Annotated in this window: 15 protein-coding genes; 8 read left to right on the top strand and 7 right to left on the bottom strand. The window is 65.3% G+C overall.

Annotation, left to right across the window (positions count from 1 at the left end; all coding sequences use genetic code 11):
- Positions 1 to 32 precede the first annotated feature (32 nt).
- Positions 33 to 2,987, bottom strand: coding sequence for an amidohydrolase family protein (locus CG471_RS01700; RefSeq protein ID WP_099230136.1), 2,955 nt, complete (start codon positions 2,985 to 2,987; stop codon positions 33 to 35).
- Positions 2,988 to 3,000: 13 nt separating this feature from the next.
- Complete coding sequence (locus CG471_RS01695) at positions 3,001 to 4,890, bottom strand: gamma-glutamyltransferase family protein (protein ID WP_099230134.1); 1,890 nt, start codon at positions 4,888 to 4,890, stop codon at positions 3,001 to 3,003.
- 528 nt (positions 4,891 to 5,418) lie between these two features.
- Between CG471_RS01695 and CG471_RS01690 the strand changes: the two genes are divergently transcribed.
- Both CG471_RS01690 and CG471_RS01685 read left to right on the top strand, forming a co-directional pair.
- Positions 5,419 to 8,478, top strand: coding sequence for a TonB-dependent receptor domain-containing protein (locus tag CG471_RS01690; protein WP_257211391.1), 3,060 nt, complete (start codon positions 5,419 to 5,421; stop codon positions 8,476 to 8,478).
- Positions 8,479 to 8,558: 80 nt separating this feature from the next.
- Positions 8,559 to 10,424 (top strand): gamma-glutamyltransferase, encoded by a 1,866-nt coding sequence (locus tag CG471_RS01685; protein ID WP_099230130.1) that lies wholly within the window; start codon positions 8,559 to 8,561, stop codon positions 10,422 to 10,424.
- A gap of 52 nt (positions 10,425 to 10,476) precedes the next feature.
- On the opposite strand, the gene CG471_RS01680 is transcribed toward CG471_RS01685, so the two are convergent.
- The 4 genes from CG471_RS01680 to CG471_RS01665 all read right to left on the bottom strand — a co-directional run bounded on the left by CG471_RS01680 (position 10,477) and on the right by CG471_RS01665 (position 14,631).
- Complete coding sequence (locus CG471_RS01680; RefSeq protein ID WP_099230128.1) at positions 10,477 to 11,922, bottom strand: amino acid permease; 1,446 nt, start codon at positions 11,920 to 11,922, stop codon at positions 10,477 to 10,479.
- A gap of 51 nt (positions 11,923 to 11,973) precedes the next feature.
- Positions 11,974 to 12,624 (bottom strand): GntR family transcriptional regulator, encoded by a 651-nt coding sequence (locus tag CG471_RS01675; protein ID WP_010339132.1) that lies wholly within the window; start codon positions 12,622 to 12,624, stop codon positions 11,974 to 11,976.
- 85 nt (positions 12,625 to 12,709) lie between these two features.
- The gene (locus CG471_RS01670; protein ID WP_099230126.1) at positions 12,710 to 13,717 is read right to left on the bottom strand and encodes a 4-hydroxyproline epimerase; all 1,008 of its coding nucleotides are present in this window, start codon (positions 13,715 to 13,717) and stop codon (positions 12,710 to 12,712) included.
- A complete protein-coding gene (locus tag CG471_RS01665; protein ID WP_099230124.1) occupies positions 13,717 to 14,631 on the bottom strand; it encodes a dihydrodipicolinate synthase family protein in 915 nt (304 codons plus the stop codon). The genes CG471_RS01670 and CG471_RS01665 overlap by 1 nt, the downstream gene beginning before the upstream one ends.
- A gap of 69 nt (positions 14,632 to 14,700) precedes the next feature.
- On the opposite strand from CG471_RS01665, the gene CG471_RS01660 reads away from it, so the two are divergent.
- The gene (locus CG471_RS01660; RefSeq protein WP_180275591.1) at positions 14,701 to 15,951 is read left to right on the top strand and encodes an FAD-binding oxidoreductase; all 1,251 of its coding nucleotides are present in this window, start codon (positions 14,701 to 14,703) and stop codon (positions 15,949 to 15,951) included.
- Positions 15,952 to 15,954: 3 nt separating this feature from the next.
- Positions 15,955 to 17,157: a Xaa-Pro peptidase family protein gene (locus tag CG471_RS01655; RefSeq protein ID WP_099230120.1), complete on the top strand. Its 1,203-nt coding sequence runs from the start codon at positions 15,955 to 15,957 to the stop codon at positions 17,155 to 17,157.
- Between the two features lie 15 nt (positions 17,158 to 17,172).
- Here the strand turns inward: CG471_RS01655 and CG471_RS01650 are convergent, their stop codons facing one another.
- Positions 17,173 to 18,189 carry an Ldh family oxidoreductase gene (locus CG471_RS01650; protein ID WP_180275590.1) on the bottom strand — a complete coding sequence of 339 codons (1,017 nt, stop codon included), beginning with the start codon at positions 18,187 to 18,189 and terminating at the stop codon, positions 17,173 to 17,175.
- Between the two features lie 115 nt (positions 18,190 to 18,304).
- On the opposite strand from CG471_RS01650, the gene CG471_RS01645 reads away from it, so the two are divergent.
- The 4 genes from CG471_RS01645 (at position 18,305) to CG471_RS01630 (ending at position 24,569) form a co-directional block, all read left to right on the top strand.
- Positions 18,305 to 20,713 carry a glycoside hydrolase family 127 protein gene (locus tag CG471_RS01645; RefSeq protein WP_257211390.1) on the top strand — a complete coding sequence of 803 codons (2,409 nt, stop codon included), beginning with the start codon at positions 18,305 to 18,307 and terminating at the stop codon, positions 20,711 to 20,713.
- Positions 20,714 to 20,798: 85 nt separating this feature from the next.
- Positions 20,799 to 22,601: a DUF885 family protein gene (locus CG471_RS01640; RefSeq protein WP_099230114.1), complete on the top strand. Its 1,803-nt coding sequence runs from the start codon at positions 20,799 to 20,801 to the stop codon at positions 22,599 to 22,601.
- Between the two features lie 37 nt (positions 22,602 to 22,638).
- Entirely contained in the window at positions 22,639 to 23,070 is a 432-nt protein-coding gene (locus CG471_RS01635) for a DUF4440 domain-containing protein (RefSeq protein ID WP_099230203.1), read from the top strand.
- A complete protein-coding gene (locus CG471_RS01630) occupies positions 23,067 to 24,569 on the top strand; it encodes a peptide MFS transporter (protein WP_099230112.1) in 1,503 nt (500 codons plus the stop codon). The genes CG471_RS01635 and CG471_RS01630 overlap by 4 nt, the downstream gene beginning before the upstream one ends.
- Positions 24,570 to 24,571 lie beyond the last annotated feature (2 nt).

The following is a 24,571-nucleotide window of genomic DNA, read 5'->3' as shown; positions in this document are numbered from 1 at the left end:
AGGTCAATCGAAAGCGAATGGCAGTCACCAGATCATTTCCGCATGCCGCCAGCGACGATGTCGCCCACGTCATGGATGACGCCGTTCATCATCACCTTCTTCACCTTGAAGGTGTTGGCGATGTCGGCGCGCGGATCGCCGTCGACCAGCACGATGTCGGCCAGCTTGCCGGCCTCCAGCGTGCCCGCATCCAGGTTCAGATCCTTCGCCGAGTTGACGGTCGCGGTCTGGAGCGCCTGGAACGGCGTCAGCCCCGCGTCGACATAGGAGGAAATCTCCGCATGGAGATTGTTGGCGATCATCGTGTCGGTGCCTGCCGTCACCAGCGTGCCGGCATCATACATCTTCTTCAGGCTCTTATATTGCCCCTCCAGCAACGGGCGCAGCATGCTGGCCATCGGATCGGCTTCGGTGATCGTTTCCCGTGCCCAGACCGGATAGAGGTTGAGGCGCGGGTCGTCCTTGTAGCCGGGATGCTTGGCCAGATAGGGCGTCATCGCGCCGAAATGGGTCGGTGTCAGCGTCCGGCCGCTGCGACCGAAAAGCTGGATCACATCCTCATAGGCCATGCCCTGCGGCCCCTGCTTGGGCGAATAGCCGCGCCGGCTGGTCGCGCCCATATGCTCGGTGCCATCGACGCCGGAAAAGGCCGCCGGGAAGATTTCATGGCCGCTGACCGGTATGCCCATCTCATGGGCGGCGCGCACGATCTGGCGCTGGAACAGGTCGGGCATGCGCACATAGCTTTTGATCATGTCATAATGGAGCGCGCGCATGCGGGTGAACTCCCGCTCCAGATGGGCCGGGCTGGAGACCGCCACGCCCATCTTGTAATAGACGCGCTGCCATTCGAGCAGCGGCCCGGCGACATAGAGGCGCGGCGACAGGCGCACGCCCGATTCCGCCGCCTCGCGATCCTCCACCGCATCATAGATTTGCGTGCCCGGATCGCGCACCGTGGTGATGCCATAGGCGAGCCAGGCCCGTTCCAGATTGGAGCCGAAATCCTTCTGGGCGTGGGAATGATGCTCGATCAGGCCGGGAATGGCGGTGAGCCCCGTGCCGTCGACGAAATGCTCCGCCTGATGCAGCGCGGGATCATGATCGCGGATTTCGGCGATGCGATGGCCGTCGACGATGATGTCCTTGTCATGCTGGGTCGCGTCATGGACGGAGTCGACCAGATTGCTGACATGGATGACCGTGCGCCCGGTCGGGTTGGCGATGCGATAGGTCAGGTCCAGCGGAATGTCGGTGATCGCGCCGGTTTCGGTGTCGAGCGACTTCAGCTTGTCGGCCGACTGGAACAGGATCGTCTTGTTGTCGCCGGCCCAGCTCGGGAAATAGGAGATGTCAGACGTGTAGGAACGCGGCGGTCCCAGCGGCTTGCCGTCGGCGGCCACCGGCCAGATCTTCAGCAGCCCCTCATAGATGGCGGCCATCTTCGTTCCGTCGGGCGACCAGGCGGGGCCACCACCAGCGCGGGTGTCCATCGACATATTGGGTTCGGGCAGATGCCAGAAGGCTTTGCCCACGCCATCGGTCGGCACCATGTAGACCTGGTTGGTGCCCTCGCGGAAGCTGTTGGAATATTTGTAGGATAGCGGGATGGCGACATATTTGCCGTCGGGCGACCAGCTGGGGCTGCCGGGCTGGCCCAGCGATCCCTGAAGGCGGGTGATCTTGCCGGTCGCGACATCGACCACGCACAGGCCGGCAACGCCCCAGCGCCCGTCGACATCGATATAGGCGATCCGCGTGCCGTCATGCGACCAGGCGGCACCCAGCGGCTGGGTGTCGATATCGGTCAGCCGGCGATCCTTGCCGGTCTTCATGTCGCGGATCCACAGCTGCGGCAGGCCACCGCCCTTGTCGGAGGTGTAGACCAGGCTCTGGCCATCGGGCGACCAGGCCGGATCGGTGTCGAGCGCGCCATCCTTGGTCAGATTTTCCGGCACCCCGCCCTTGGACGACATGACATAGAGGTCGCCGAGCGCGGCAAAAGCGATGCGGCTGCCATCTGGCGACAGGGTCGGGTGGACGATGCCCAGCGCCTTGCGCGGCGCGGTCGAATCCCAGTCGCGCTTGGCGCGGGCGTAGCTGGGCTTCACCACCTCCAGCGTGGCAGCGAAGTTGACGGTCGACAGGCTGGTGCCCTTGCGGCTGCGGATCTTGCCGTCGGACACATAATAATAGCCGCCCTTCCCCCAGGACACGCGGAAGGGGAAGACATTCTCGGCGCCGCTGACGGCCTTGCCATCGATTTCCAGACGGCTGCCCTGGGCATCCTGCACCACATAGGCGAGTTCGCCGCCGGGGCCGAAGGACGGTGCGTCGATCTTGCCCTGCACCTGCTTCAACAGGCTTTCCTGCCCATCGGCAAGGGCCGTGACATAGAGGGCGGTCTTGGCGCCATCCGTCCCGGAATAGGCGATGCGCGCGCCGTCGGGCGACCAGCTGGGCATGCGATCCTCGCGCCCGTTGCTGCTGACCTGCTTCATCGCGCCGCTGGCGATGTCCAGCGTCCAGATGTCGTAATTGCCGCTGCGGTCGGACGAGAAGGCGATTGTCCGGCCATCGGGCGACCAGGCCGGCTCGCGATCATCATAGGCGCCCTCGGTCAGCTTGCGCATGTCGCTGCCGTCGGGCTTGATCGTCCAGAGATCATAATTGCCGTCGCGATAGGAAAAATAGGCGAGGCGCGAGCCGTCGGGCGACCAGACCGGCTGGCGGGCATCGTTGAAATAGTCGGTGATCCGCTTCGCCTTGCCGCCGCTGGTCGGGATGATCCAGAGGCTGCCCTGCAGGTCGACCGCCAGCCATTTGCCGTCGGGCGATACCGACACCGCCATGGAGGTGCCTTCATGCACGTCGAAGGCGATCGGGGTCTCGCCACCGGGCGGGGGGAGATTGGCGGGCTGGGCATAGGCCTGGACGGCGCCGGCCGACAACAGGGCCAGCGACAGAAGCTTGAAGGCAGATTTCATCGGATCGATCCCCTTACCAACCAAATATATAGCGTTCGCGGCGCACATCCGCGCCACCGCGCAGCGTGCCGCTGCCCGGCACCACGCCGGCCGCGACGATGCCGGTCGACACCGCGAACGGCCCCAGCACGTCCAGCTTGTGACCGCGCGCGGTCAGATCGTCGCGCACCGCCTCTGGCACGCGATCCTCGATTTCCAGCACGCCCGGCTCATCCTTCTTGATGCCGAAGGAGCCGTGGAAATGATTGGAGTTGATGCGCGGCGCCTCGATCGCGGCCTGGAGCGGCTGGTTGAAGGCCAGCACCCGCAGCAGCACGTTCATGATCTGCTGATCCTGATTGTCGCCGCCTGGCGTTCCGATCGCCAGATAGGGCTGACCGTCCTTGAGCACCATCGAGGGCGACAGGGTGGTGCGCGGCCGCTTGCCCGGCACCAGGACATTGGGGCTTTCCGGATCAAGGTCGAACACGGTCAGGCGGTTGCTCATCGGCACGCCGGTATCGCCCGCAATATAGGCGCCGCCCAGCATCCAGCCGGAACTGGGCGTGCAGGAAAAGAGGTTGCCGTCCTTGTCCACCACTTCGATCGCCGTCGTGTCAGCGGTCGGCTTGGCCGGGGCTTTGAGCATATGCGGCGTGAATTGCGGCGTGGTCCGCGCCTTGCCCTCGAACGCCCAGGGATTGCCGAAGCGATGCTCCAGCGAGGCACGCAGGCCGATCTGCCTGGCCCGCTGCGCCGCATAGTCCTTCGACAACAGCCCCTTCATCGGCACCGTCGCGAAATCGGGGTCGCCAAAATACATGTTGCGATCGTCGAAGGCGAGCTTGATTGCCTCGGCAACGGTGTGGAGATAGGGCGCGGAGCCCGGCTCCATCGTCGCGATCCCGGCCGCCTCGGCAATGTTGAGCGCCATCAGCATGGCCGGCCCCTGGCTCCAGAAACCCGCCTTGCAGACCTGATAGCCAAAGACGCTGGTCATCGCCGGCGCCTCGACCTTGCCCTTGTACTTGGCCAGATCCTCATAGCGCATCAGGCCGCCATCCCGCTCCATTGCGGCGCCGATCCGGCGAGCGATGTCGCCCTTGTAGAAGGCATCGCGCCCGGCCTGGATCGCGGCCTTGCGATCCTTGGTCTTCTTGAACGCCGCGGCATCCGCGTCGGCGATGATCCGCATCGTGCGGGCGAGGTTGGGCTGGCGGAAAATCTCCCCGGTCCTGGGCAATTGGCCACCGGGATAATAGGCGTCGTAGGCGTCCTTATATTTGGACGTCGCCTTCTGCTGGCTGACGAACACTTCGGCCAGGAAATTATACATGACGAAACCGTCGGCCAGCTCGATCGCCGGCTGCATCACGTCATGCAGCCCCATCGTGCCGTTGAGCTGGAGCGCGAGCGCCATTGCATCGACCATCGCCGGCACGGTGCCGCCATTGGGGCCATTGCCCGGAATGACGCCGGCGTCGGCGAACTTGTCGGGCGTGGCCAGCCCCGGCGCGACGCCCTGGCCGCTGATCAGCGACACCTTCTTCGTCTTGCCGTCATAGATGATGGTCGGCGCTTCGCCGCCAAAGCCGAAATGCGAAATCTCAGTCACGGCCGCGGCAAAGACCGCCGCCACACCGGCGTCGGTCGCATTACCACCGGCCAGCAGGATGCGCGTACCCGCCGCCACCGCATAATGGCGCCCGGCCGCGACGATGCCGAACTGGCCGACGATCTCTGGCCGCAGCGTTTCGCCTGCGCTAACCAATCTGGTTGGCTCGATCGCCGCCTTGCCGGGCTTTGCCGGCGCGTTGCCCGCCTGGGCGGAGGCTGGCCCGGCGCCCGCGACCAAGGCCGCACCGGCCATGGCCGACGCCGCGAACTCCCGCCGGGTCACCCCCTGCTTTGCGTTATCGCTCATCGATGGAATCCCTGTTTTCGGCCTGTCCGGCATCACCCGAGGGAAGGCGTTTGCCGGCCGATACGCGCAACAACGAGCCAACCCGAATTTTCCGCTATATGCCGGTAAATCCGATTTTATTTCAAAAATATTTCGAAACATATGGTGGAAATTTCACGCCCATCAGTTCTAGCGCAATGAACGCGCACAATGGTGGGTGTTGTGCCCGGAAAAAGCCTTGCCGTCGTGAGGGCGACAGCAGCAACGATTTCCCACGCAAGGGATGATGCCGGAACTCCAGTTTTTCGGGAGGGCCTGCAAATGCACTATCTGAACGGTCATCAATAAGCATGGGTCGCTGCACGCATCGTGCGGTGCCGACATTTGCCGACCTCCCCAAACTCTGAACCGGAAAGGCACCTTTGCCTAACGGCGCGAAGCTTCAGGCTTCATCACAGGGGAACAATAATGACGAGAGAAAGAGGAAAGACGCTTTTCGCCTTAACCACCGCCCTAACCAGTGCCAGTCTCTGGGCGTTGACGGCCGGCATGGCCCAGGCCCAGTCCAGCACAGAAGCCGCCCCGCAGGCCGGTGAACCGGCCGCTGCGGAAATCGTCGTCATCGGTTCCCAGATCAAGGGCGCCAATACCGCCGGCGCGCTGCCGGTCAGCCTGGTCGGCGAAGAGCAGATCGAGGCCGTGGCCGCCGTTTCGGGTGCCGACCTCTATCGCTCCATCCCGCAACTGGGCGGCGTCACCTTCAACGAACAGGTGCTGGGCGGCGGCAACGCCAATGCCGCGCGCGGCGACGTATCGACCGTTTCGCTGCGTGGCCTGGGCCAGGGCAATACGTTGCTGCTGATCAACGGCCGTCGCACCGTGCTGCACCCGACATCGCAGGCGATCACCGGCGTGGTCGATTCCGGCGTCCCGACCTTCGGCTACAACGCCAACACCATTCCCGTCGGCAATATCGAGCGCGTCGAAGTGCTGCGCGACGGCGCAGCCGCCCTTTATGGTTCGGATGCGGTCGCCGGCGTCGTCAACAATGTGCTCCAGTCCGACTACAAGGGCGCCAAGTTCGACGTTCAATATGGCGGCGCGGAAGGCACCAATCTGCGCGAATTTGCCGCCAATGGCCTGGTCGGCTTCGACTTCAACGAAGGCCGCGGCAATATCTCGATCTTCGGCGGCTATGCGCAGAAATCGAAACTCTATCTCAGCGACCAGGATTATACCGCCAGCGTCGACCGGCGCGGCTATGTCGCTGGCACCCCCTTCGCCAATGTCGCGGCCTGGAACGGCACCAGCACCAGCACGCCCTGGGGCACCTTCCGCGTCGTCCGCCCCGGCGGCGGCGCCAATTTCCTCAACCAGACGCTCACCAGCAACGGCACTGCCTTCACCAACAGTTCGGGCCAGTTCCACATCCAGCCCAGCGCCAATGCCGGTTGCCGGATCGCGTCGGGCACACCCGACACCTGCTATGATGATGGCAATGGCGCGACCGAAATGTCGGGCGCGGATTCCAACCTGCGCTTCAATTCGCCGGCGACCTTCGACGACCTGACCGCCCAGCCGTCGGTCAAGCGCATCAACATCTTCTCCTACATGAACTATGAGCTGTCGGACGCCCTGTCCTTCTTCGGCGAGGTCGGCTTCTATCGCGGCAAGACCAGTTCGACGATCGGTGCCCCCGGCTCGCTCGCCAACATCCCGATCACCGTGGCGGCCAATGCCTATTGGAACCCGCTCGGCCCGGTCGGATCGCCCAACCGCCTGCCCGGCCTCGACCTTTCGGTGGTGCCGGCCGAGGGCCTGCCGGTCCAGATCACCTCGCTCAGCTATGTCGATGTGGGATCGCGCAAGGTCGACGTGACCAATTACCAATATCGTTTCCTGGGCGGCCTGCGCGGCAGCATCGGCGATTTCGACTGGGAATCGGCCGGCCTCTACACCTGGGCCACGGCCAAGGACACGCAGGAGAATTTCTCCAACACGCTGCTGCAACAGGCCATCAACAAGACCACGCCCGACGCCTATAATCCGTTCAACGGCGGCTGCGTCGACACGCCCTCAATCGGCGACTGCACGCCCAACAGCCAGTCCACGATCGACAGCTTCATGATCGAGGCGACCCGCAAGACCCGCACCTCGCTGGCCCTGTGGGACTTCAAGGTGTCGAACGCCAATCTGCTGGGCCTGTGGGCCGACAACAGCATCGGCGTCGCGGCCGGCATCGAATGGCGGCGCGAGACCTATCATGACAATCGCTCCACCTATCAGGGCGGCATTGCCGGGGTCGACACCACCTACACCGACGCGGTCACCGGCGTCTTCTATGGCTCCGACCTTGGCGGCGCCAGCCCCAGCCCGGACGTGCGCGGCAAGCGCAACGTGAAGTCCGCCTATGCCGAACTCGCCATCCCGATCTTCAGCCCGGAAATGGAAATACCCATGTTCCGTCGCCTGAATTTCCAGGTCGCCGGCCGTTACGAGGATTATAGCGACGTCGGTTCGGTGGCGAAGCCCAAGATCGCGGGATCGTGGGAATTGCTGGAGGGCATGATGCTGCGCGGCTCCTGGTCGCAGGGCTTCCGTGCGCCAAACCTGGAGGTCATCAACACCTCCACGCTCGATCGCGTCAATGGCGGCTTCGACTATGTGCTGTGCGATGCCGATGTCCGCTCCGGACGCGCGACCAACTTCTCCAGCGCGGTCTGCAACGTGTCGGTGCTGCGTCGAAGCGGCGGCAACCCGAACCTGAAGCCCGAGGAATCGACCAGCTGGAGCTTCGGCGCCGTGCTGTCGCCGAAACTGGGCGATGGCCTGGGCAAGGTCACCTTCACCGTCGACCGCTGGAAGATCCAGCAGAAGAATGTCGTGGGCCTGCTCGACTATCAGAATGCGCTCAACCTCGACTATCTGCTGCGCACCCGGGGCAGCAGCAACCCCAACGTCATCCGCCGCGATCCGACGGCGGACGATATCGCCCGCGTCGCCGGCACCGGCCTCGCGCCGGTGGGCGAACTGCTCTACGTCGTCGCCAATTTCCAGAATCTGCTGCCGGTGACCGTTCAGGGCATCGACTTCAATCTGGACTATTTCCTGCCCACGACGTCGGTCGGCACCTTCTCGCTGAACGTGAATGCCTCGCGCCTGATCAGCTATTATGTCGACGCCCCGGCGGGCGTGCAGCAGGTCATCGCAGGACAGGCCGCTGGCGAGATCAATGCCGGCGTTCCGATCCAGGGCGGCGGCGACGTGATCGGTCGCGATGGCCAGCCGCGCTGGCGGCTTTCGGCAACCTTCGACTGGTCGCTCGGCCCGTGGAAGATCGGCGCCTTCACGCAGTATATCGACAGCGTCTATGAAAATGGCGTGCGGGATGCGTCCGCCAATCCCTGGACGGTGAAGGGCCAGACGACGGTCAATCTCTACGGCCAATATACGTTCAAGAATGACGGACCGTTGAACGGCACCACCGTCCAGATCGGCGCGCGCAACATCTTCGACAAGGATCCGCCGCTCTCGTCCGCCGGCTATCTGTCGAGCCTCTACCAGCCGCAGGCGCGCTACTGGTACACCAGCCTGAAGAAGGTCTTCTAAAGGCTTGCAAGACATGGGCACGGCGCGATGCTGCCGTGCCCATTTTCTCCCTTTCCTTTCCCCTGCAAGGTCGCCCCGCCATGTCCGATACGCCCCCATCCTTCCTGGATCGCCGCGAAATGCTGGCCGCCGGCCTTGCCGGCATGGCGCTCACCACCCTGCCCGGCCGCGCTTTGGCCCAATCGGGCGCACGCGCGCCCGACGCGCCCCGCACCGGCAGCGCCAGCGTCGCCGCGCACCGGGTCGAAGTGCCCATGCCGCATGGCGGCGTGACCGCCGGCCATCCGCTGGCCGCCATGGCCGGCACCCGCATGCTGATGCAGGGCGGCACCGCGGCCGATGCCGTGGTCGCGGCGATGGCGGTCATGAACGTGGTCGAACCCTGGGCATCCAGCGCGGGCGGCAACGGCTTTGCCACCTGTCTCGATCGCAAGACGGGCAAGGTCCAGTCACTGGCCTTCACCGGCGGCGCGCCGCGCCTGCTCGATCCCGATGGCGATCCCAAGGCGCTGGACCATGGCCCCAAGGCATTGACCGTGCCGGGCGCCTTTGGCGGCTGGATCGCGCTGGCCCGCCGGTTCGGCAAATTGCCGCTCTCGACCCTGCTTGAACCGGCGATCGGCTATGCCCGCGATGGCCACCCGCTCGATGCCTCCATCGCCATGTTCATCACGCGCGCGCAAAAGACGCTGGCGCTCTACCCGACCAGCGCGGCGATCTTCCTGCCCGGTGGCCAGCCTCCCGCCCCGCGATCCATCTTCCGCAATCCCGATCTGGCCCGCAGCTTTCAGGCCCTTGCCGACGCGGAGAGCCAGGCGCTCAAGGGCGGCGCCGATCGCGATCGTGCCTTGCAGGCGGCGCATGACTATTTCTACACCGGCCCGATCGCGCAGGAATTTGCCCGCTTCTCGGCACAGACGGGCGGCTGGCTGCGGCTCGATGACCTCAAGGCCTATCAGCCGCGCTGGGATGATCCGGTGACGACCAATTATCGCGGGCTGGACGTCTATTGCAGCCCGCTGACCTCGCGCACGGGACTCGAATTGTGCGAACAGCTCAATCTGGTCGAGGGGTTCGACCTCGCCGCGCTGCCGGCCGACGATCCGCTCTTCACCCATTATCTGATCGAGGCGATCAAGGTCGCGAAGGCCGACGTCTATAAATATGCCGCCGATCCCAAATTCGCCAAGACGCCGGTCGAGGGACTGCTGTCCAAGCGCTTCGCCGCCGAGCGGCGCCAACTGATCGACGCGGCCCGTGCGGGCCTCTATCCCAATGGCGGCAATGCCGCCGCCTTCGACCGGGCGGCGCTGGAACGGGCTCGGCAGGATTTCGCGCATCAGGGGGACGACCATACGCGCGGCGGCGACACCACCAGCCTGTCGGCGGTCGATGCCGACGGCAATGCCATCGCGGTCACGACGACGGTCGGCGGCGGCTTCGGCACCTTCCTGGTGATGGGCAATACCGGCATATTGTTCAACAACGGCCTGCGCCTGGGATCGTCTGCTCCCTATGCCGGCCATCCCAACAAGGTCGCACCGGGCAAGGTCGCCCTGCTCGGCAATGGCCCGACCATCGTCCTCGACAAGGGCCGGCTGAAACTGGTCTTCGGGTCGCCCGGCGGCGAGACGATCGGCCAGACCCAGTTCCAGTTCCTGGTCAATATCGTCGATCGCGGCCTGCCGATCCAGGCCGCGATCGAAGCACCACGCTTCGCGCTCGACGCCGATCCCAATTTCTACAGGCCCAGCGCGGCGATCACCGTGCAGGCGGAACGGCGCTTCCCCGATGCCACGATCCAGCGCCTGACCGCGATGGGGCACAAGATCGAACTGGTCGGCCCCTATGCGATCGGCAGCGTGCAGGGCATTTTGGCCGACCCATCGGGCGCCCGCATGACGGGTGCCGACCCCCGACGCATGGGCTATGCTGTGGGCTATTGAGCAAGCCGGCCAGTCGCGGCGACGCGGCTGACCGGCTCGGGTCAAGGCTGCACTATTCCGGCAAGCCTTCCTCGCTAGCCGCATAACCCGTGGTGCGCAGCAGGCTGCGCCCCCGGCTATAGGCGAAATAGAGGGCCAGGCCGACGAGGTTCCACAGGCCAAAGCGCAGCAGCGTCTTTTCAGGCAGACTGATCAGCAGATAGAGGCAGCCGATAATCGCCAGCGTGCCGACCAGATAGGGCTGCGGACAGCGGAACACGCGCTTCATCTCGGGCGCCTTGCGGCGCAGCGCCATCATGCAGCCGGCAACCGCGATGAAGGCGATCAGCGTGCCGGCATTGGCCAATTCGGCGATCTCGTCGAGGCGGAAGAAGCCGGCGACGGCCGCGACGAAGACGCCGGTGATCGCGGTGATACGCGCGGGCGAGCCGGTCTTTTCCGACACCTTGCTGAGCGATCGCGGCAGCAGCCCGTCGCGCGCCATGACGAAGAAGATGCGGCTCTGGCCATACATCATGACCAGGATGACGGAGGGCAGCGCGACCAGCGCGGCGCCCGCCACCAGCCAGGCGGCAACCGGATGCTCCAGCGTGCGCAACACCAGCGCCAGCGGTTCGGACGAACCGGCCAGCGCCCGATAGTCGAGCGCACCGATCGCCGCGACCGCGACCGCCATATAGATGAGGGTGCAGACCGCCATCGATCCGACGATGCCGACGGTGAGGTCACGGCCAGGATTGCGCGCTTCCTCTGCCGAGGTCGCCACCGCATCGAAACCGTAGAAGGCGAAGAAGACGATCGCCGCCGCCGCCATCACGCCGCGCGTCATGCCACCTTCCACATGACTGACGAAGCCATAGGGCATGAAGGGCTGGAGATGGTCGGACTGGAAGGCGGGGAGCGCCAGCGCGACGAAGGCGGCGAGCGCGGTCAGCTTGATGACGACCAGAATGATGTTGAGCGTCGCGCTTTCCCGCGTGCCCGCGATCAGCATGCCGGCGATCGCCAGTGCCACAAGCACGGCGGGCAGGTTGACGATGCCACCGCCATGTGGCCCGGCCAGCAGCATCGGCGGCAAACTGATCCCCGCCTGCTGGATCCAGCCGACCAGATAGCCCGACCAGCCGACCGCCACGGTGCTGCACGCCAGCGAATATTCCAGGATCAGACTCCACCCCACGACCCAGGCCAGTGTCTCGCCCAGAACCGAATAGGTGTAGGTATAGGCGCTACCCGCGGTCGGGATCAGCGTGGCCAGTTCGGCATAGGCCAGCGCCGCGCAGGCGCACACCGCGCCGGCAATGGCGAAGGCCAAGATCACCGCCGGCCCCGCCCGGTCGGCGCCCACGCCGGTCAGCGTATAGATGCCGGTGCCAACAATCGCCCCGACCCCCAGCGCGATCAGATGCGGCCAGGACAATGTCTTACGCAACTGCTGATGCTGCGCGTGATGACCGGCGCCGATCGGCTTGATCGGTCCCCAAAATCCAGTGCTCAACCGAAATTTCCTTCCCTGTTCTTATGGACGTTCCGGTTGCTCGGTTATGGTTCAGTCGTCGGCGTCGAGCTGAACCATGAGATCGTCCATGGTTTTGCGGATATGTGCGACCGTGAGTTCGCGGATCAGTTGGCTGTCGCGCGCGAGCCAGGCATCGAGCATCTCGCGATGTTCATCATTGGCGCGTTCGTCGCGGCCAAGCGGCTCCAGATGCTTGCGGACATAGCGTTCCGACAGGATATGGAGCCGTTCGAGAATATTGACCGACAGCGGCTGGCTGCTGGGACGCAGCAGCGCCATGTGGAAGGCGCGGTTGAACGCCCCGACCCCGTCACCGCCTTCGTCGGTGACCTGATAGAGGGTGGCCAGCGTGTTGATCGCCGCCTGATGCTCCGCCTCGTCCGCCCGTTCGGCGGCCAACGCCATCACGTCGGGCTCCAGCTTCAGACGCAGCGCATAGACTTCGTCCGCCTCCACCCGGTTGAGGCTGCGCACGAAGAAGCCGCGATTGGCCTGCGACTTGAGCAGTCCTTCCTGCTCCAGTCGGGCCAGTGCCTCGCGCAGCGGAATCTTGCTGATCCCCAGTTCGGCGGCCAGCGCGTCCTGGCGGATCGGCCCGTCGGGCGGCACCCGGCCGGACAGGATGCGCTCACGGACAAGATCGACCAACTGGTCGGACAGGTTTCGGATGACTAGGCTCATGCGGCGAACATAGCACAGAGCGGACGGCGGAATACAACTTCGTATATGATGGACGATCCCGTCCGCCCGCTCTGCGCCTTCAGTTTCATACGACCGTGAAGCCGGCCCAGAACGGGTCTTCGCGGTCGACCCAGATGGTGTTGAAACCGGTGGCGATCGCCGATCCCTCGATCGAGGGGATGATCGCCTTCTGGTCGCCGATCATCGTCTCGGCCTCGACCCGGCCGATGAAGCGGCTGCAGATATAGCTTTCATGCACGAACCGGTCGCCGACCTTCAGCTTGCCCTTGGCTGCCAGATGCGCCAGCCGCGCCGACGTGCCGGTGCCGCAGGGGCTGCGGTCAATCGCCCGCTCGCCGTAAAAGACGGCATTGCGGCCATCGGCGCCCTCGCCCTTGGGCTTGTCGGCCCACAGGACATGGCTGACCCCCTTGATACTGGGTTCGAGCGGATGGACCGGCTGATATTGTTCGCGCACCAGTTCGCGGATCGTGCGGCTGAGTTCGACGATCCGCGATGCGCCGAGATCGTCGAGGCCGGTATAGGCGCCCTGTGGTTCGACGATCGCGTAGTAATTGCCGCCATAGGAGACATCGACGCTGAGCGGCCCGAAGCCCGGCACGTCGATTGCGATCCCCTCCGCCGCCAGATAGGCGGGGACGTTGCGGATCTTGACCGATGTCACGCGCTTGCCGTCGCTCGTATAATCGATATCGATGACGCCCGCGGGCACTTCGACCCGCAGCCTGCCCGGCGTCGCCGGCTGGATCAGGCCATTTTCCAGGCCGAACGTCACCATGCCGATCGTGCCATGGCCGCACATCGGAAGACAGCCGCTGGTCTCGATGAAGAGGATGCCGATGTCGGTATCATCGCGCGTCGGCGGATAGAGGAAGCCGCCCGACATCATGTCATGGCCGCGCGGCTCGAAGCAGAGGCTGGTGCGGATCCAGTCGAAGCGGTCGAGAAAGTCCAGGCGGCGTTCCGCCATGGACTTTCCCTTGAGCAGCGGCGCGCCGCCCGCGACCAGACGGACGGGATTGCCCGCCGTATGGCCGTCTATGCAGAAGAATGTGTGGCGCACCGCGGACATCAGGCCGCCGTCAGGCTGGGCTGGGTGGCAGCGCACTGCTCGACCCAACGGATGACGTCGGCGCGACGCTGGCCTTCCAGCGGCATACGCGGCAGGCGAACATGCTCGGTGCCGCGTCCCATGATGCTTTCGGCCAGCTTGATCGACTGGACCAGATCATGATCGGCATCGAGATGCAGCAGCGGCATGAACCAGCGATAGATGCGAAGCGCTTCTTCCAGGTCGCCCCGGTTGATCGCCGCGACCAGCGCCACGGATTCGCGCGGGAACGCGCTGGTGAGGCCGGAAATCCAGCCATGGGCGCCCAGCAACAGCCCCTCGAACGCGACATCGTCCAGGCCCGCCATCAGGATATAGCGGTCGCCAAAGGCGTTGATCAGGTCGGTGAAGCGACGCGGATCGGGCGCGCTTTCCTTGACCGCGACGATGTTGGGCGTGTCGGCGAGGCGGGTCAGCGCGTCGATGCCGATATTCACGCGATAGGCAGGCGGGTTGTTGTAGAGCATGATCGGCAGCGACGTCGCCTTGGCCACCGTCTCGAAATGGGTGCAAAGTTCGCCGACGGTCGGTACATAGACCATCGCGGGCAGCAGCATCAGCCCGTCGACGCCCAGCTTTTCGGCGTCCTGCGCGAAGGCGACGGCGCGGCGAGTGGTGAATTCGGACACGCCGACCAGGATCGGCACGCGGCCATCCACGACCTCGACCGCCGCCTTGACGACAGCGCGCTTTTCTTCGGCTTCCAGAGAGTTGTTCTCACCGCAGGTGCCGGCGATGATGAGGCCGTCGACGCCATCCTTCACCAGCGCATCCAGGACAGCCTGGGTTGCGGGGATATCAACGTCCAGATCGGGGGTGAACTGGGTGGTGGCGGCAGGGTAGACACCACGCCACGTCAATTTTGAGGAATTCACATAAGCCTCCGTTGAAACTGAGGATCGTATACGGTATCTCATTGTCATCGCCAAGTGAAAAGAAGTCAATTGACCCAACATGCAATCATCATCGGCGGCGGCATCGTCGGCACATCCTGCGCTATCCGATTGCAGGAAAAGGGAATTTCAACGCTGCTGATCGAACGGGAAAGCCCGCTGCGCGGCGCATCCTGGGGCAATGCAGGCCATGTCGCGGTGGAGCAGATCGACCCGCTCGCGTCGATGGCAACGGTGAAGAGCTTCCCCCGGCGGCTGTTCTGGCGCGGCGGCGCACTCGGCCTGCCCTGGCGCGACATCGGCCGCTGGCTGCCCTTTTCACTGCGCCTGTTGAATGCCGCGCGCCCATCGCGTTTTGCGGCAGGACGCGCCGCGTTAAAGGCGATGTTGAAAGAAGCAATGCCGGCCTGGCACCGGATCGACGCGTTGTGCGCGGGGCCAAGCCGCCTGATCGAGGATGGGCATTTCATCATCTGGGAAAGCGAGACCAGCGCATTGGCCGGGCGCCGCGCCTGGATGGCGGCCGATTGCGGCACGGCGCGTTTCCGCGATGCGACGGCGCGCGAGATGGCCCTGCTCGAAGCCCTGTTCCCCCATCCGATCATCGGCGCGATTCGCTGTGAGGGCAGCGGCCGCATCGCCGACCCGACCCGGCTGGCGCAGGATCTGAGAGAGGCGCTGCTGGCGGCAGGCGGCCGGATCGAACAGGCAGATGTCACCGCACTTCCCACGCGTGATGGAAAGGCGCAGGTGCAACTGGCCGACGGCCGGACGCTGGACGCGGACCATATCATCGTCGCGACCGGTGCCGCATCGGACGCACTGCTGCGCCCGCTGGGCCACAAGGTGCCGATCATCGCCGAACGCGGCTATCATCTGCACACGCCAAACCCGCCCGAAGGCTGGCCGATGGACATGCCGCCGGTGGTGTTCGAAGATCGATCGATGATCGTCACCCGGTTCGAGAGCGGCCTGCGCGCAGCGAGCTTCGTCGAATTTTCCAGCCTTTCCGCCCCGCCGGACCCGCGCAAATGGCAAAGGCTGCGCGCCCATGCCGCCGCGCTGGGCCTGCCGTTCGAGGCGGATGCCAGGCCCTGGATCGGCGCGCGCCCGACCCTGCCCGATTATCTGCCGGCGATCGGCCGGAGTGACCGCGCGGAAAACCTGCTCTATGCGTTCGGCCACCAGCATCTGGGGCTGACATTGGGACCGCTGACCGGGGAAATCATCGCCGCGCTGGCCACCGGCGCACCGCCGCCGGTCGATGCCACGCCCTTTTCGCTCCGCCGCTTTGAAGGATAGAGTATGACACAGCAGATCGGCGGTTCCGACACCGCCACCGAACTGGCCGGGCTTGCCCCCTGGTCCGATCGTGCGCCGGCCATCACGGCGTCCGAATATCAGGCGCGCATTGCCAGGGCCCGCACCCTGATGGCGCAGGAAGGGCTCGACGCGCTGTTGATCGATGCCGGGACCAGCCTCGCCTATTTCGCTGGCGTCCCCTGGGGCGCGAGCGAGCGACTGGTGGCGATGCTGTTGCCGCTCACCGGCGAGCCGATCCTGATCTGCCCGCGCTTCGAACGCGGCTCGCTGGAAGCCGACCTCAAGATCGACGCCGGCGACCTGCGCCTGTGGGAAGAGGATGAAAGCCCGTCCGCACTCGTCGCCGACGCGCTCCGGACGCTGGGCGTCGCCCGGCTGGGGATCGATCCGGCCATGGCCTTCCTGTTCGTCGAACGCATCCGGGCCGCCGCGCCGGGCGTGACGCTGGTTGCCGCCTCGGCCGTGATCGACGGTTGCCGCAGCCGCAAGTCGGCCGCCGAACTGGCGCTGATGCAACAGGCCAAGTCGATGACGCTGGAGGTGCATCGCCGCGCTGCCCGCATCCTGCGCCCCGGCATCACCGCGACCGAGGTGCGCCACTTCATCGAGGCCGCGCACCGGGCGCTCGGCGCATCGGGCAGCAGCTTCTGCATCGTCCAGTTCGGCCGATCGACCGCCTATCCTCATGGCCTGCCGGGCGAGAGCGTGCTGGCCGAAGGCGACATGGTGCTGATCGATACCGGCTGCACCATCGGCGGCTATCATAGCGATATCACCCGATCCTATGTCTATGGCGAGGCCGATGCCGAGCAGCGGCGCATCTGGGCCTTGGAGAAGGAGGCGCAGCAGGCCGCATTCGACGCGGTCAAGCCCGGCGTCCCCTGTGGCGCGATCGACGCGGCGGCGCGGCGCGTGCTGGAGGCGGCCGGCCTTGGCCCCGACTATCGCCTACCGGGCCTGCCCCATCGCACCGGCCATGGCATCGGCCTGTCGATCCATGAGGCGCCCTATCTGGTGCGCGGCGACATGACCCCGCTGGAGCCGGGCATGTGCTTCTCCAACGAACCGATGATCGTCGTGCCCGATCGCTTCGGCGTGCGGCTGGAGGATCATTTCCACGTGACCGAGACCGGGGCCGCCTGGTTCACCCCGCCCTCGGTCGCGATCGACCAGCCTTTTGCCTGAAATCGCTGGCGGCGCTCAGCTGAGCGCCGCCAGTTCCTCATAGAGCGCACGGGGAATGCGACAGCCCTGATCGGGAGTGCGACGACGCGCCACAAAGCGCCGCTGCGATGGCAGGCGTGCGCCCTGGCTGGTAATGCCGTCGAACAGCGCCTCGGCCCGCTGCATATGCTCTGCGGCCGCCGCGCCCAGGAAGCCGGCGGGATCGATGGCGATGATGAGTTCGCCGCCATAGGGCGATGCCTTGGCGCCATCGTCATGCGCCAGCGATTCCGCACTGGTCATATCGCCGATCAGCGGCCCGGCAATCAGTTCGACCATCGCCGACAGGGCCGATCCCTTGTGCCCGCCAAAGGTCAGCAGCGCTCCGGCCAGGCCCGCTTCCGCGTCGGTGGTCGGATGGCCCTGGGCATCGATCGTCCAGCCTTTCGGGATCGGCTTGCCGGCACGGCGATGCAGTTCGATCTCGCCGCGCGCGACCGCGCTGGTGGCGAAATCGAAGACAAAGGGATCGCCGCCGGGGCGCGGCCAGCCAAAGGCGATCGGGTTGGTGCCGAACAGCGGCGAGGTGCCGCCGGCCGGCGCGACCCAGGCATGGCTGGGGGTGCAGGCAAAGGCAACCAGCCCCTGATCGGTCAGCGCCTCGATCTCTGGCCAGAGCGCGGCAAAATGGACGCAGCGATTGATGCCAATGGCGGCGATGCCCATCGTCCGCACCTTTTCCACCAGCAAAGGCAATCCCGTAGCGAAAGCCAGTTGGGCAAAGCCGCCGGCCGCATCCACGCGCAGCAGCGCGGGCGAGACATGATGCACCACCGGCACGGCATCCGGCACAACCTTGCCGCTGTTGAGCGTATGGACGCAGTTGAGCAGGCGATAGACACCATGCGACGCGCATTCATCGCGCTCGCCGGCAATGATCGTCGCGGCAACCGGGCCGACATGTGCCTCAGCCAGACCATGGCGGCGCAGCACGGCATGGGCCAGATCCGCGACCTGCTGCAGCGTCAGCGTGACGCTTTCGTCAGCGCTCATGCCTTTATTGCCCATGCCGCAGCGTTGAAGATAGACATGCATCCTCCGTCTTGATCCCGAACCATAATCGCAATATCGTATACGGTATAACGATTGTAGACAAGCCGGAGCCGCCATGTCCCACCGTCACACGCCCCTCAGCCGCAGGGCCATGTTGCTGGCCGCGACCGCCGTCGCGACGGCCCCCGCCTGGCAGGGATGGAGCAGCGTCGCCCATGCCGCAACCGGCAGTGCGCTGCCCGAATCGGCGCGCGCCTTGCCGCTAAATGCGACCCGGCTTCTCCCCTCCCCCTTTGCCGACGCGGTCGAGGGCAATCGCCGCTATCTGTTGCGGCTGGAGCCGGATCGGCTGCTGCACAATTTCCGCAAACATGCCGGCCTGACGCCCAAGGGCGCCATTTATGGCGGCTGGGAAAATGATACCATCGCCGGCCATACGCTGGGCCATTATCTGACCGCGCTGGCGCTGATGCACGCCCAGACCGGCGACGCCGAATGCGCCCGCCGCGCCGCCTATATCATCGACGAACTGGCCGAGTGCCAGGCGGCGGCCGGCGATGGCTATGTCGCGGGCTTCACCCGCCGTCGCGACGATGTGATCGAGGATGGCAGGCTGATCTTCCCGGAGATCATGCGCGGCGACATCCGATCGGCCGGGTTCGATCTCAACGGCTGCTGGGTGCCCTTCTATAATTGGCACAAGCTGTTCGCCGGCCTGTTCGACGCCGAAACCCATCTGGGCAACAGCCAGGCGCGCGGCGTCGCGCTGGCCCTGGCCGCCTATATCGACGGCGTGTTCGCGAAACTGGACGATGCACAGGTGCAGCAGGTGCTGGACTGCGAGCATGGCGGCATCAACGAAAGCTTCGCCGAACTGCACGCCCGCACCGGTGATCCGCGCTGGCTGGCGCTGGCCACGCGCCTGCGCCATCGCAAGGTGCTCGATCCGCTGGCCCAGCGACAGAACAGCCTGCCCTGGATCCACGCCAATACGCAGATCCCCAAGCTGATCGGCCTTGCCCGCCTGCACGAGATCACCGGCAATGCCGCAGACGCGATCGCCGCCAATTTCTTCTGGGAGACCGTGGTCGGCCAATATAGCTATGTCATCGGTGGCAATGCCGACCGGGAATATTTCCCTGATCCCGGCACCATTTCCAAGCATATTACCGAACAGACCTGCGAAAGCTGCAACAGCTACAACATGCTGAAGCTGACCCGGCATCTCTATGCCTGGAAGCCCGAGGCGCGCCTGTTCGACTATTATGAGCGCGCCCATATCAACCATATCCTGGCGCATCAGAACCCGGCCACCGGCATGTTCGCCTATATGGTGCCGCTGATGTCGGGGTCGCACCGCGTCTGGTCGGAACCGTTCGACGATTTCTGGTGCTGCGTCGGCAGCGGCATGGAAAGCCATGCCAAGCACGGAGAATCCATCTGGTGGGAAGATGCCGACCGGCCGGCCGACATGCTGATCGCCAATCTCTATATCCCCAGCGAAGCCGACTGGGCGGCGCGGGGCGCGAAGCTGCGGATCGAGACCGGCTATCCCTTCGACGGCCACATCGCCCTGTCGATCCCGAAACTGGCGCGGGCTGGCCGCTTCACCCTGGCGCTGCGCATCCCCGGCTGGTGCCAGGGCGCGCGTATCGCTGTCAACGGCACGCCCCTGCCCGTCCCGCGCATCGCCGATGGCTATGCCCTGATCGATCGCAAGTGGAAGGCCGGCGATCAGGTGACGCTGGACCTGCCGATGGCATTACGGGTCGAAGCAACACCGGATGATGCCCGCACCATCGCGCTGCTGCACGGTCCGGTCGTGCTGGCGGCCGATCTGGGCGCGGCGGACCAGCCCTTTGACGGTCCATCTCCGGCGCTGGTCGCCGCCGATGTGACGCAGGGCTTTGCCGCCACCCCCGGCGCCGTCCCCGCCTATCGCACCGCCGGCATCGGCAAGCCCGCCGACCTCAGCTTCGCGCCCTTCTTCCAGCAGCGTGATCGCCGCACCGCCGTCTATTTCAAGCGCTTCACCCAGCAGGAATGGGGCGTGGAGCAGCAGGCCTTTGCCGTCGAGCAGGCGCGCCTCCGTGACCTGGAGCGGCGCTCCGTCGAAGTCATGCATCTGGGCGAGATGCAGCCCGAGCGCGACCATGGGCTGGAAGCCAAACTCTCCTACACCACCACCTATCGCGGACGGCATGGGCGCGATGCGCGCACCGACGGCCATTTCCAGTTCCGCATGAAGGTGAAGCCCGGCCCGCTGATCCTGCAGGCCACTTATTGGGGCGAGGAGCGAAACCGGCTGTTCGACATATTGGTCGACGGCCAGAAGATCGCGACGCAGAAGCTGGATGCCGACCGGCCGGGCGAATTTTTCGACGTCACCTACGCCATTCCCGAGGCGCTGACGCGCGGCAAGAGCACGGTGATGATCCGCGTCCAGCCGGCCCCCGGCATGACGCGGGCCGGCCCGATGTTCGGCGCGCGCATTTTCACGCCCGCGGGCGAAACGCGCACTTGACCCGCCATAATCAAGGTATATCGTATACATTATTGATAGGAGCGGGGCGCCGGATCGCTTCGCCGAACAGGGAAGAGAGACATTCATGACAATGCCCCATGCCGCATCCTTGCTCGCCATCGCCTGGCTCGCCGGCACGGCCCCGGCCGCCCTTGCCCAGACCGCGCCGGCCACCAACGCACCGGCCGCACAACCGACCGCCGCCGACCTGAAGCTCAAGGCGCTGTATGACGCCGAATGGACCTGGCGCCAGAAGGAATTCGCCCGCCTGCCCGGCAGCGGCCGGACCGAAGGCGGCGCCGACGATCATCTGCCCAGCGTGACCGCCGCCACCCAGCAGCGCCGCTATGCCTATTGGAGCGATATCCTCAAACAGCTCGACCAGATCCCCGACGCGCAACTGTCGCATGAGGAATATATCAACAAGGCGGTGTTCAAGACATCGGTCTGGGAGAATGCGACCAAGATCAAGTACAAGACCTATGAGGCGCCGTTCAACAGCGATACCTTCTTCTGGACCGGCCTCAACCCGCGCACGCCCTTTTCCAGCGCCGACAATTATCGCCGCTATCTCGGCCGGATGAAGGACATCCCGCGCTATTTCGACGAGCAGATCGCGAACATGCAGGCGGGCCTGAAGCGCGGCTATACCGTGCCGCGCGTGTCGATCGAGGGGCGTGACAAGACGATCGAGCCGTTCCTGGCCGCCGGCACCGACAATCCCTTCTACAAGGCGTTCGCCGCGATGCCGGACACCATCCCGGCCGACCAGCGCCAGGCGATGCAGGCACAGGCACAGGCACTGATCCGCGACGCCATCGCGCCCAGCTACCAGAAGCTGCTGACCTTCATGCGCGGCGAATATATGCCCAAGGCACGCAAGACGATCGACGCCTATTCGCTGCCCGACGGCAAGGCCTTCTACCAGGACCAGATCCGCGAATATACGACGCTGGACCTGACGCCGCAGCAGATCCACGAGATCGGCCTCAAGGAAGTCGCGCGCATCGATGCGGACATGAAGAAGACGATGGCTGATGCCAAGTTCCAGGGCAGCTTCGCCGAGTTCCTGGAATTCATGCGCACAGATCCGCAATTCTATGCCAAGACCCCGCGCGAGCTGCTCTCCTATTCCGCCTATGTCACCAAGAAGATGGACGGCAAGCTGAAGGACACGTTCAACAACCTGCCGCGCTATCGCTTCACCATCCTGCCGGTGCCGGATGAGATCGCGCCCATCTATACCTCGGGTCGCGGCGGGCTCGAATCCTGCCTGATGAACACCTATGACCTGCCCTCGCGCCCGCTCTACAATCTGACCGCGCTGACGCTGCACGAATGCAATCCGGGCCACAGCTTCCAGGCCGCCTATGCGCTGGAGGCCCCCAACCGCCCGGCCTTCCGTGGCCAGACCTATTTCTCGGGCTATGGCGAAGGCTGGGGCCTCTATACCGAATGGCTGGGCACGAAGCTCGGCATGTATGAAACGCCCTATGAGGAATTCGGCCGCGAGACGTTCGAGATGTGGCGCGCGGTGCGGCTGGTGATCGATACCGGCATGCACTCCATGGGTTGGACGCGGCAGCAGGCGATCGACTATATGGCCAGCCACACCGCGCTGGCGAAGCTCGACATCACCAATGAGGTCGATCGCTATATCGCCTGGCCGGCGCAGGCGCTGGCCTACAAGCTGGGCGAATTGTCGATCCGCAAGATGCGCGCCAAAGCCGAGGCGGAACTGGGCGACAAGTTCGACCAGCGCCCGTTCCACGACACGCTGCTGACCATGGGGTCGGTGCCGCTGCCGGTGATGGAGGCGGAGCTTGACCGCTTCATCCAGGCGGAAAAGGCCAAGGCCGCAGCCGGGGCGTCCGGTGCGGCGCAGTAAGCGCATTCTCCTCCCCCTGATCGGCGCGGCGCTCTGCATGGGCGCCGCGCCGATCCCCCCTTCGGCGGAGACCGAGAAGGCGGCGATCCGGCAGGTGATCGCCGACATGGAGCTTGCCTGGAACCGGGGTGATTTTCGCGGCTATATGGCGGGCTTCCTCAACCCCGGCGTCACCTTCGTGTCGCGCGGCCAGTTCCAGCGCGACTGGCAGGGGACGCTCGACCATTATGTCCGCGACTATGGGGCCTCGCCCGAAACGCGCGGCACGCTCCATTTCTGCGACATCAGGATCGAGATGCTGGCGCCCGATGCGGCCCAGCTGATCAGCCGTTTCCACCTTGCCGCCAAACCCGGCCAGTCTGGCATCAACACGCGGCTGATGCGCAAGGTCGAGGGCCGCTGGGTGATCGCCCTCAACCATGTGTCCGCGTTCGAGCCGGACTCGCCCCACCCCGCCTATTGCCAATGAGCGCCATGCCCCCCGCCGATCATCACGCCGCTGCCACCTTCCTCGGCCATCCGCGCGGCCTGTTCATCCTCTTCTTCACCGAATTGTGGGAGCGTTTCTCCTTCTACGGCATGCGGGCGCTGCTGATCTTCTACCTGACCAAGCAGTTCCTCTTTTCCGACGAGCGCGCGGGCATGCTCTATGGCGCCTATATCGCGCTGGTGTTCGTCAGCCCGCTGGTCGGCGGCTGGCTGGCCGATCGCTACCTCGGCGCGCGCAAGGCGGTGCTGTTCGGCGGCATCGTCATCGCCTGCGGCCATATCCTGCTCGGCCTCGATGCGCTGGGCGGAGACCGTGAAAGTGCGACCCGCGTCTTCCTCGCCGGCATGGCGGTGATCGTGGTCGGTACCGGCTTCCTCAAGGCCAATGTCTCGGTCCTGGTTGGCCAGCTCTATCCGCGCGACGACATGCGCCGCGACCCGGCCTACACCATCTTCTACATGGGAATTAATCTTGGCGGCGCGCTTGGTCCGCTCGTCTGCGGTTTGCTGGGCGAAACGATCGGCTGGTCCTGGGGCTTTGGCGCGGCGGCGCTGGGCATGATCCTGGGCATCATCGTCTTCGTCATGGGCAGGCCATTGTTGCAGGGCCAGGGCGAGGCGCCCGATCCGGCCTGGCTGGCAAGCCCGCTGTTCGGCATCCGACGCGAATATTGGCTTTACGCCAGCGCCCTGCCGTTCACCGCGGCGATGCTGGCCCTGCTCGCCAGCCCCGCGACGGTCGGTTATCTGCTGAGCGCCAGCGGGGTAGCCATGGGCATCGGCCTTGTCGCCTATGCCTGCCTGAAGCTCGATCCGGCGGCGCGCGGGCGATTGCTGGTGGCGATCTTCCTGCTGGTGGTGCAGCCCGTCTTCTGGGGTCTGTTCGAACAGACCGGCTCCTCGCTCAACCTGTTCATCGACCGCCATGTCGACCGCACGCTATTCGGCATCACGGTGCCGGCCTCGCTGTTCCAGGCGGTCGGTCCCTTCTCCATCTTCCTGCTCGCGCCCTTCTTCGCCTGGCTATGGCTGAAGCTCGGCCGGCGCGGGCTGGAGCCGTCCGCCCCCGCCAAGTTCGGCCTGGCCATCATCCAGGTCGGCGCCGGTTTCCTGCTGCTGGTCGGCGCGGGCATGATGCTGCCGGGGGCGAAGATGCCGATGCTCTTCATCCTGCTGCTCTACCTGCTTCACACCATGGGCGAACTGTGCCTGTCGCCGGTCGGGCTGGCAGCGATGTCGCGCCTGTCGCCGCCCCATATGCTGGGACTGATGATGGGCACCTGGTTCCTGGCGACGGCGGGCGGCAATTTCATGTCCGGCGTGATCGCCGCCGCCATCGGTGCATCGGCAGGGGCCGACCAGGCCAGCACGGTGCTCGCCGCCTATGGCCGGATCGGCGGCCTTGCCATGCTGATCGGCCTCATCATCCTGATCGTATCGCCGCGTATCGGCCGCCTCATGCAACAAGGCGGCCGATAAGA

It is taken from the genome of Sphingobium sp. IP1 (genome assembly GCF_002708645.1).
GTDB lineage: Bacteria > Pseudomonadota > Alphaproteobacteria > Sphingomonadales > Sphingomonadaceae > Sphingobium > Sphingobium yanoikuyae.
Note: the sequence above shows the minus strand (reverse complement) of the source record. Positions and strands in the feature narration are given on the sequence as shown.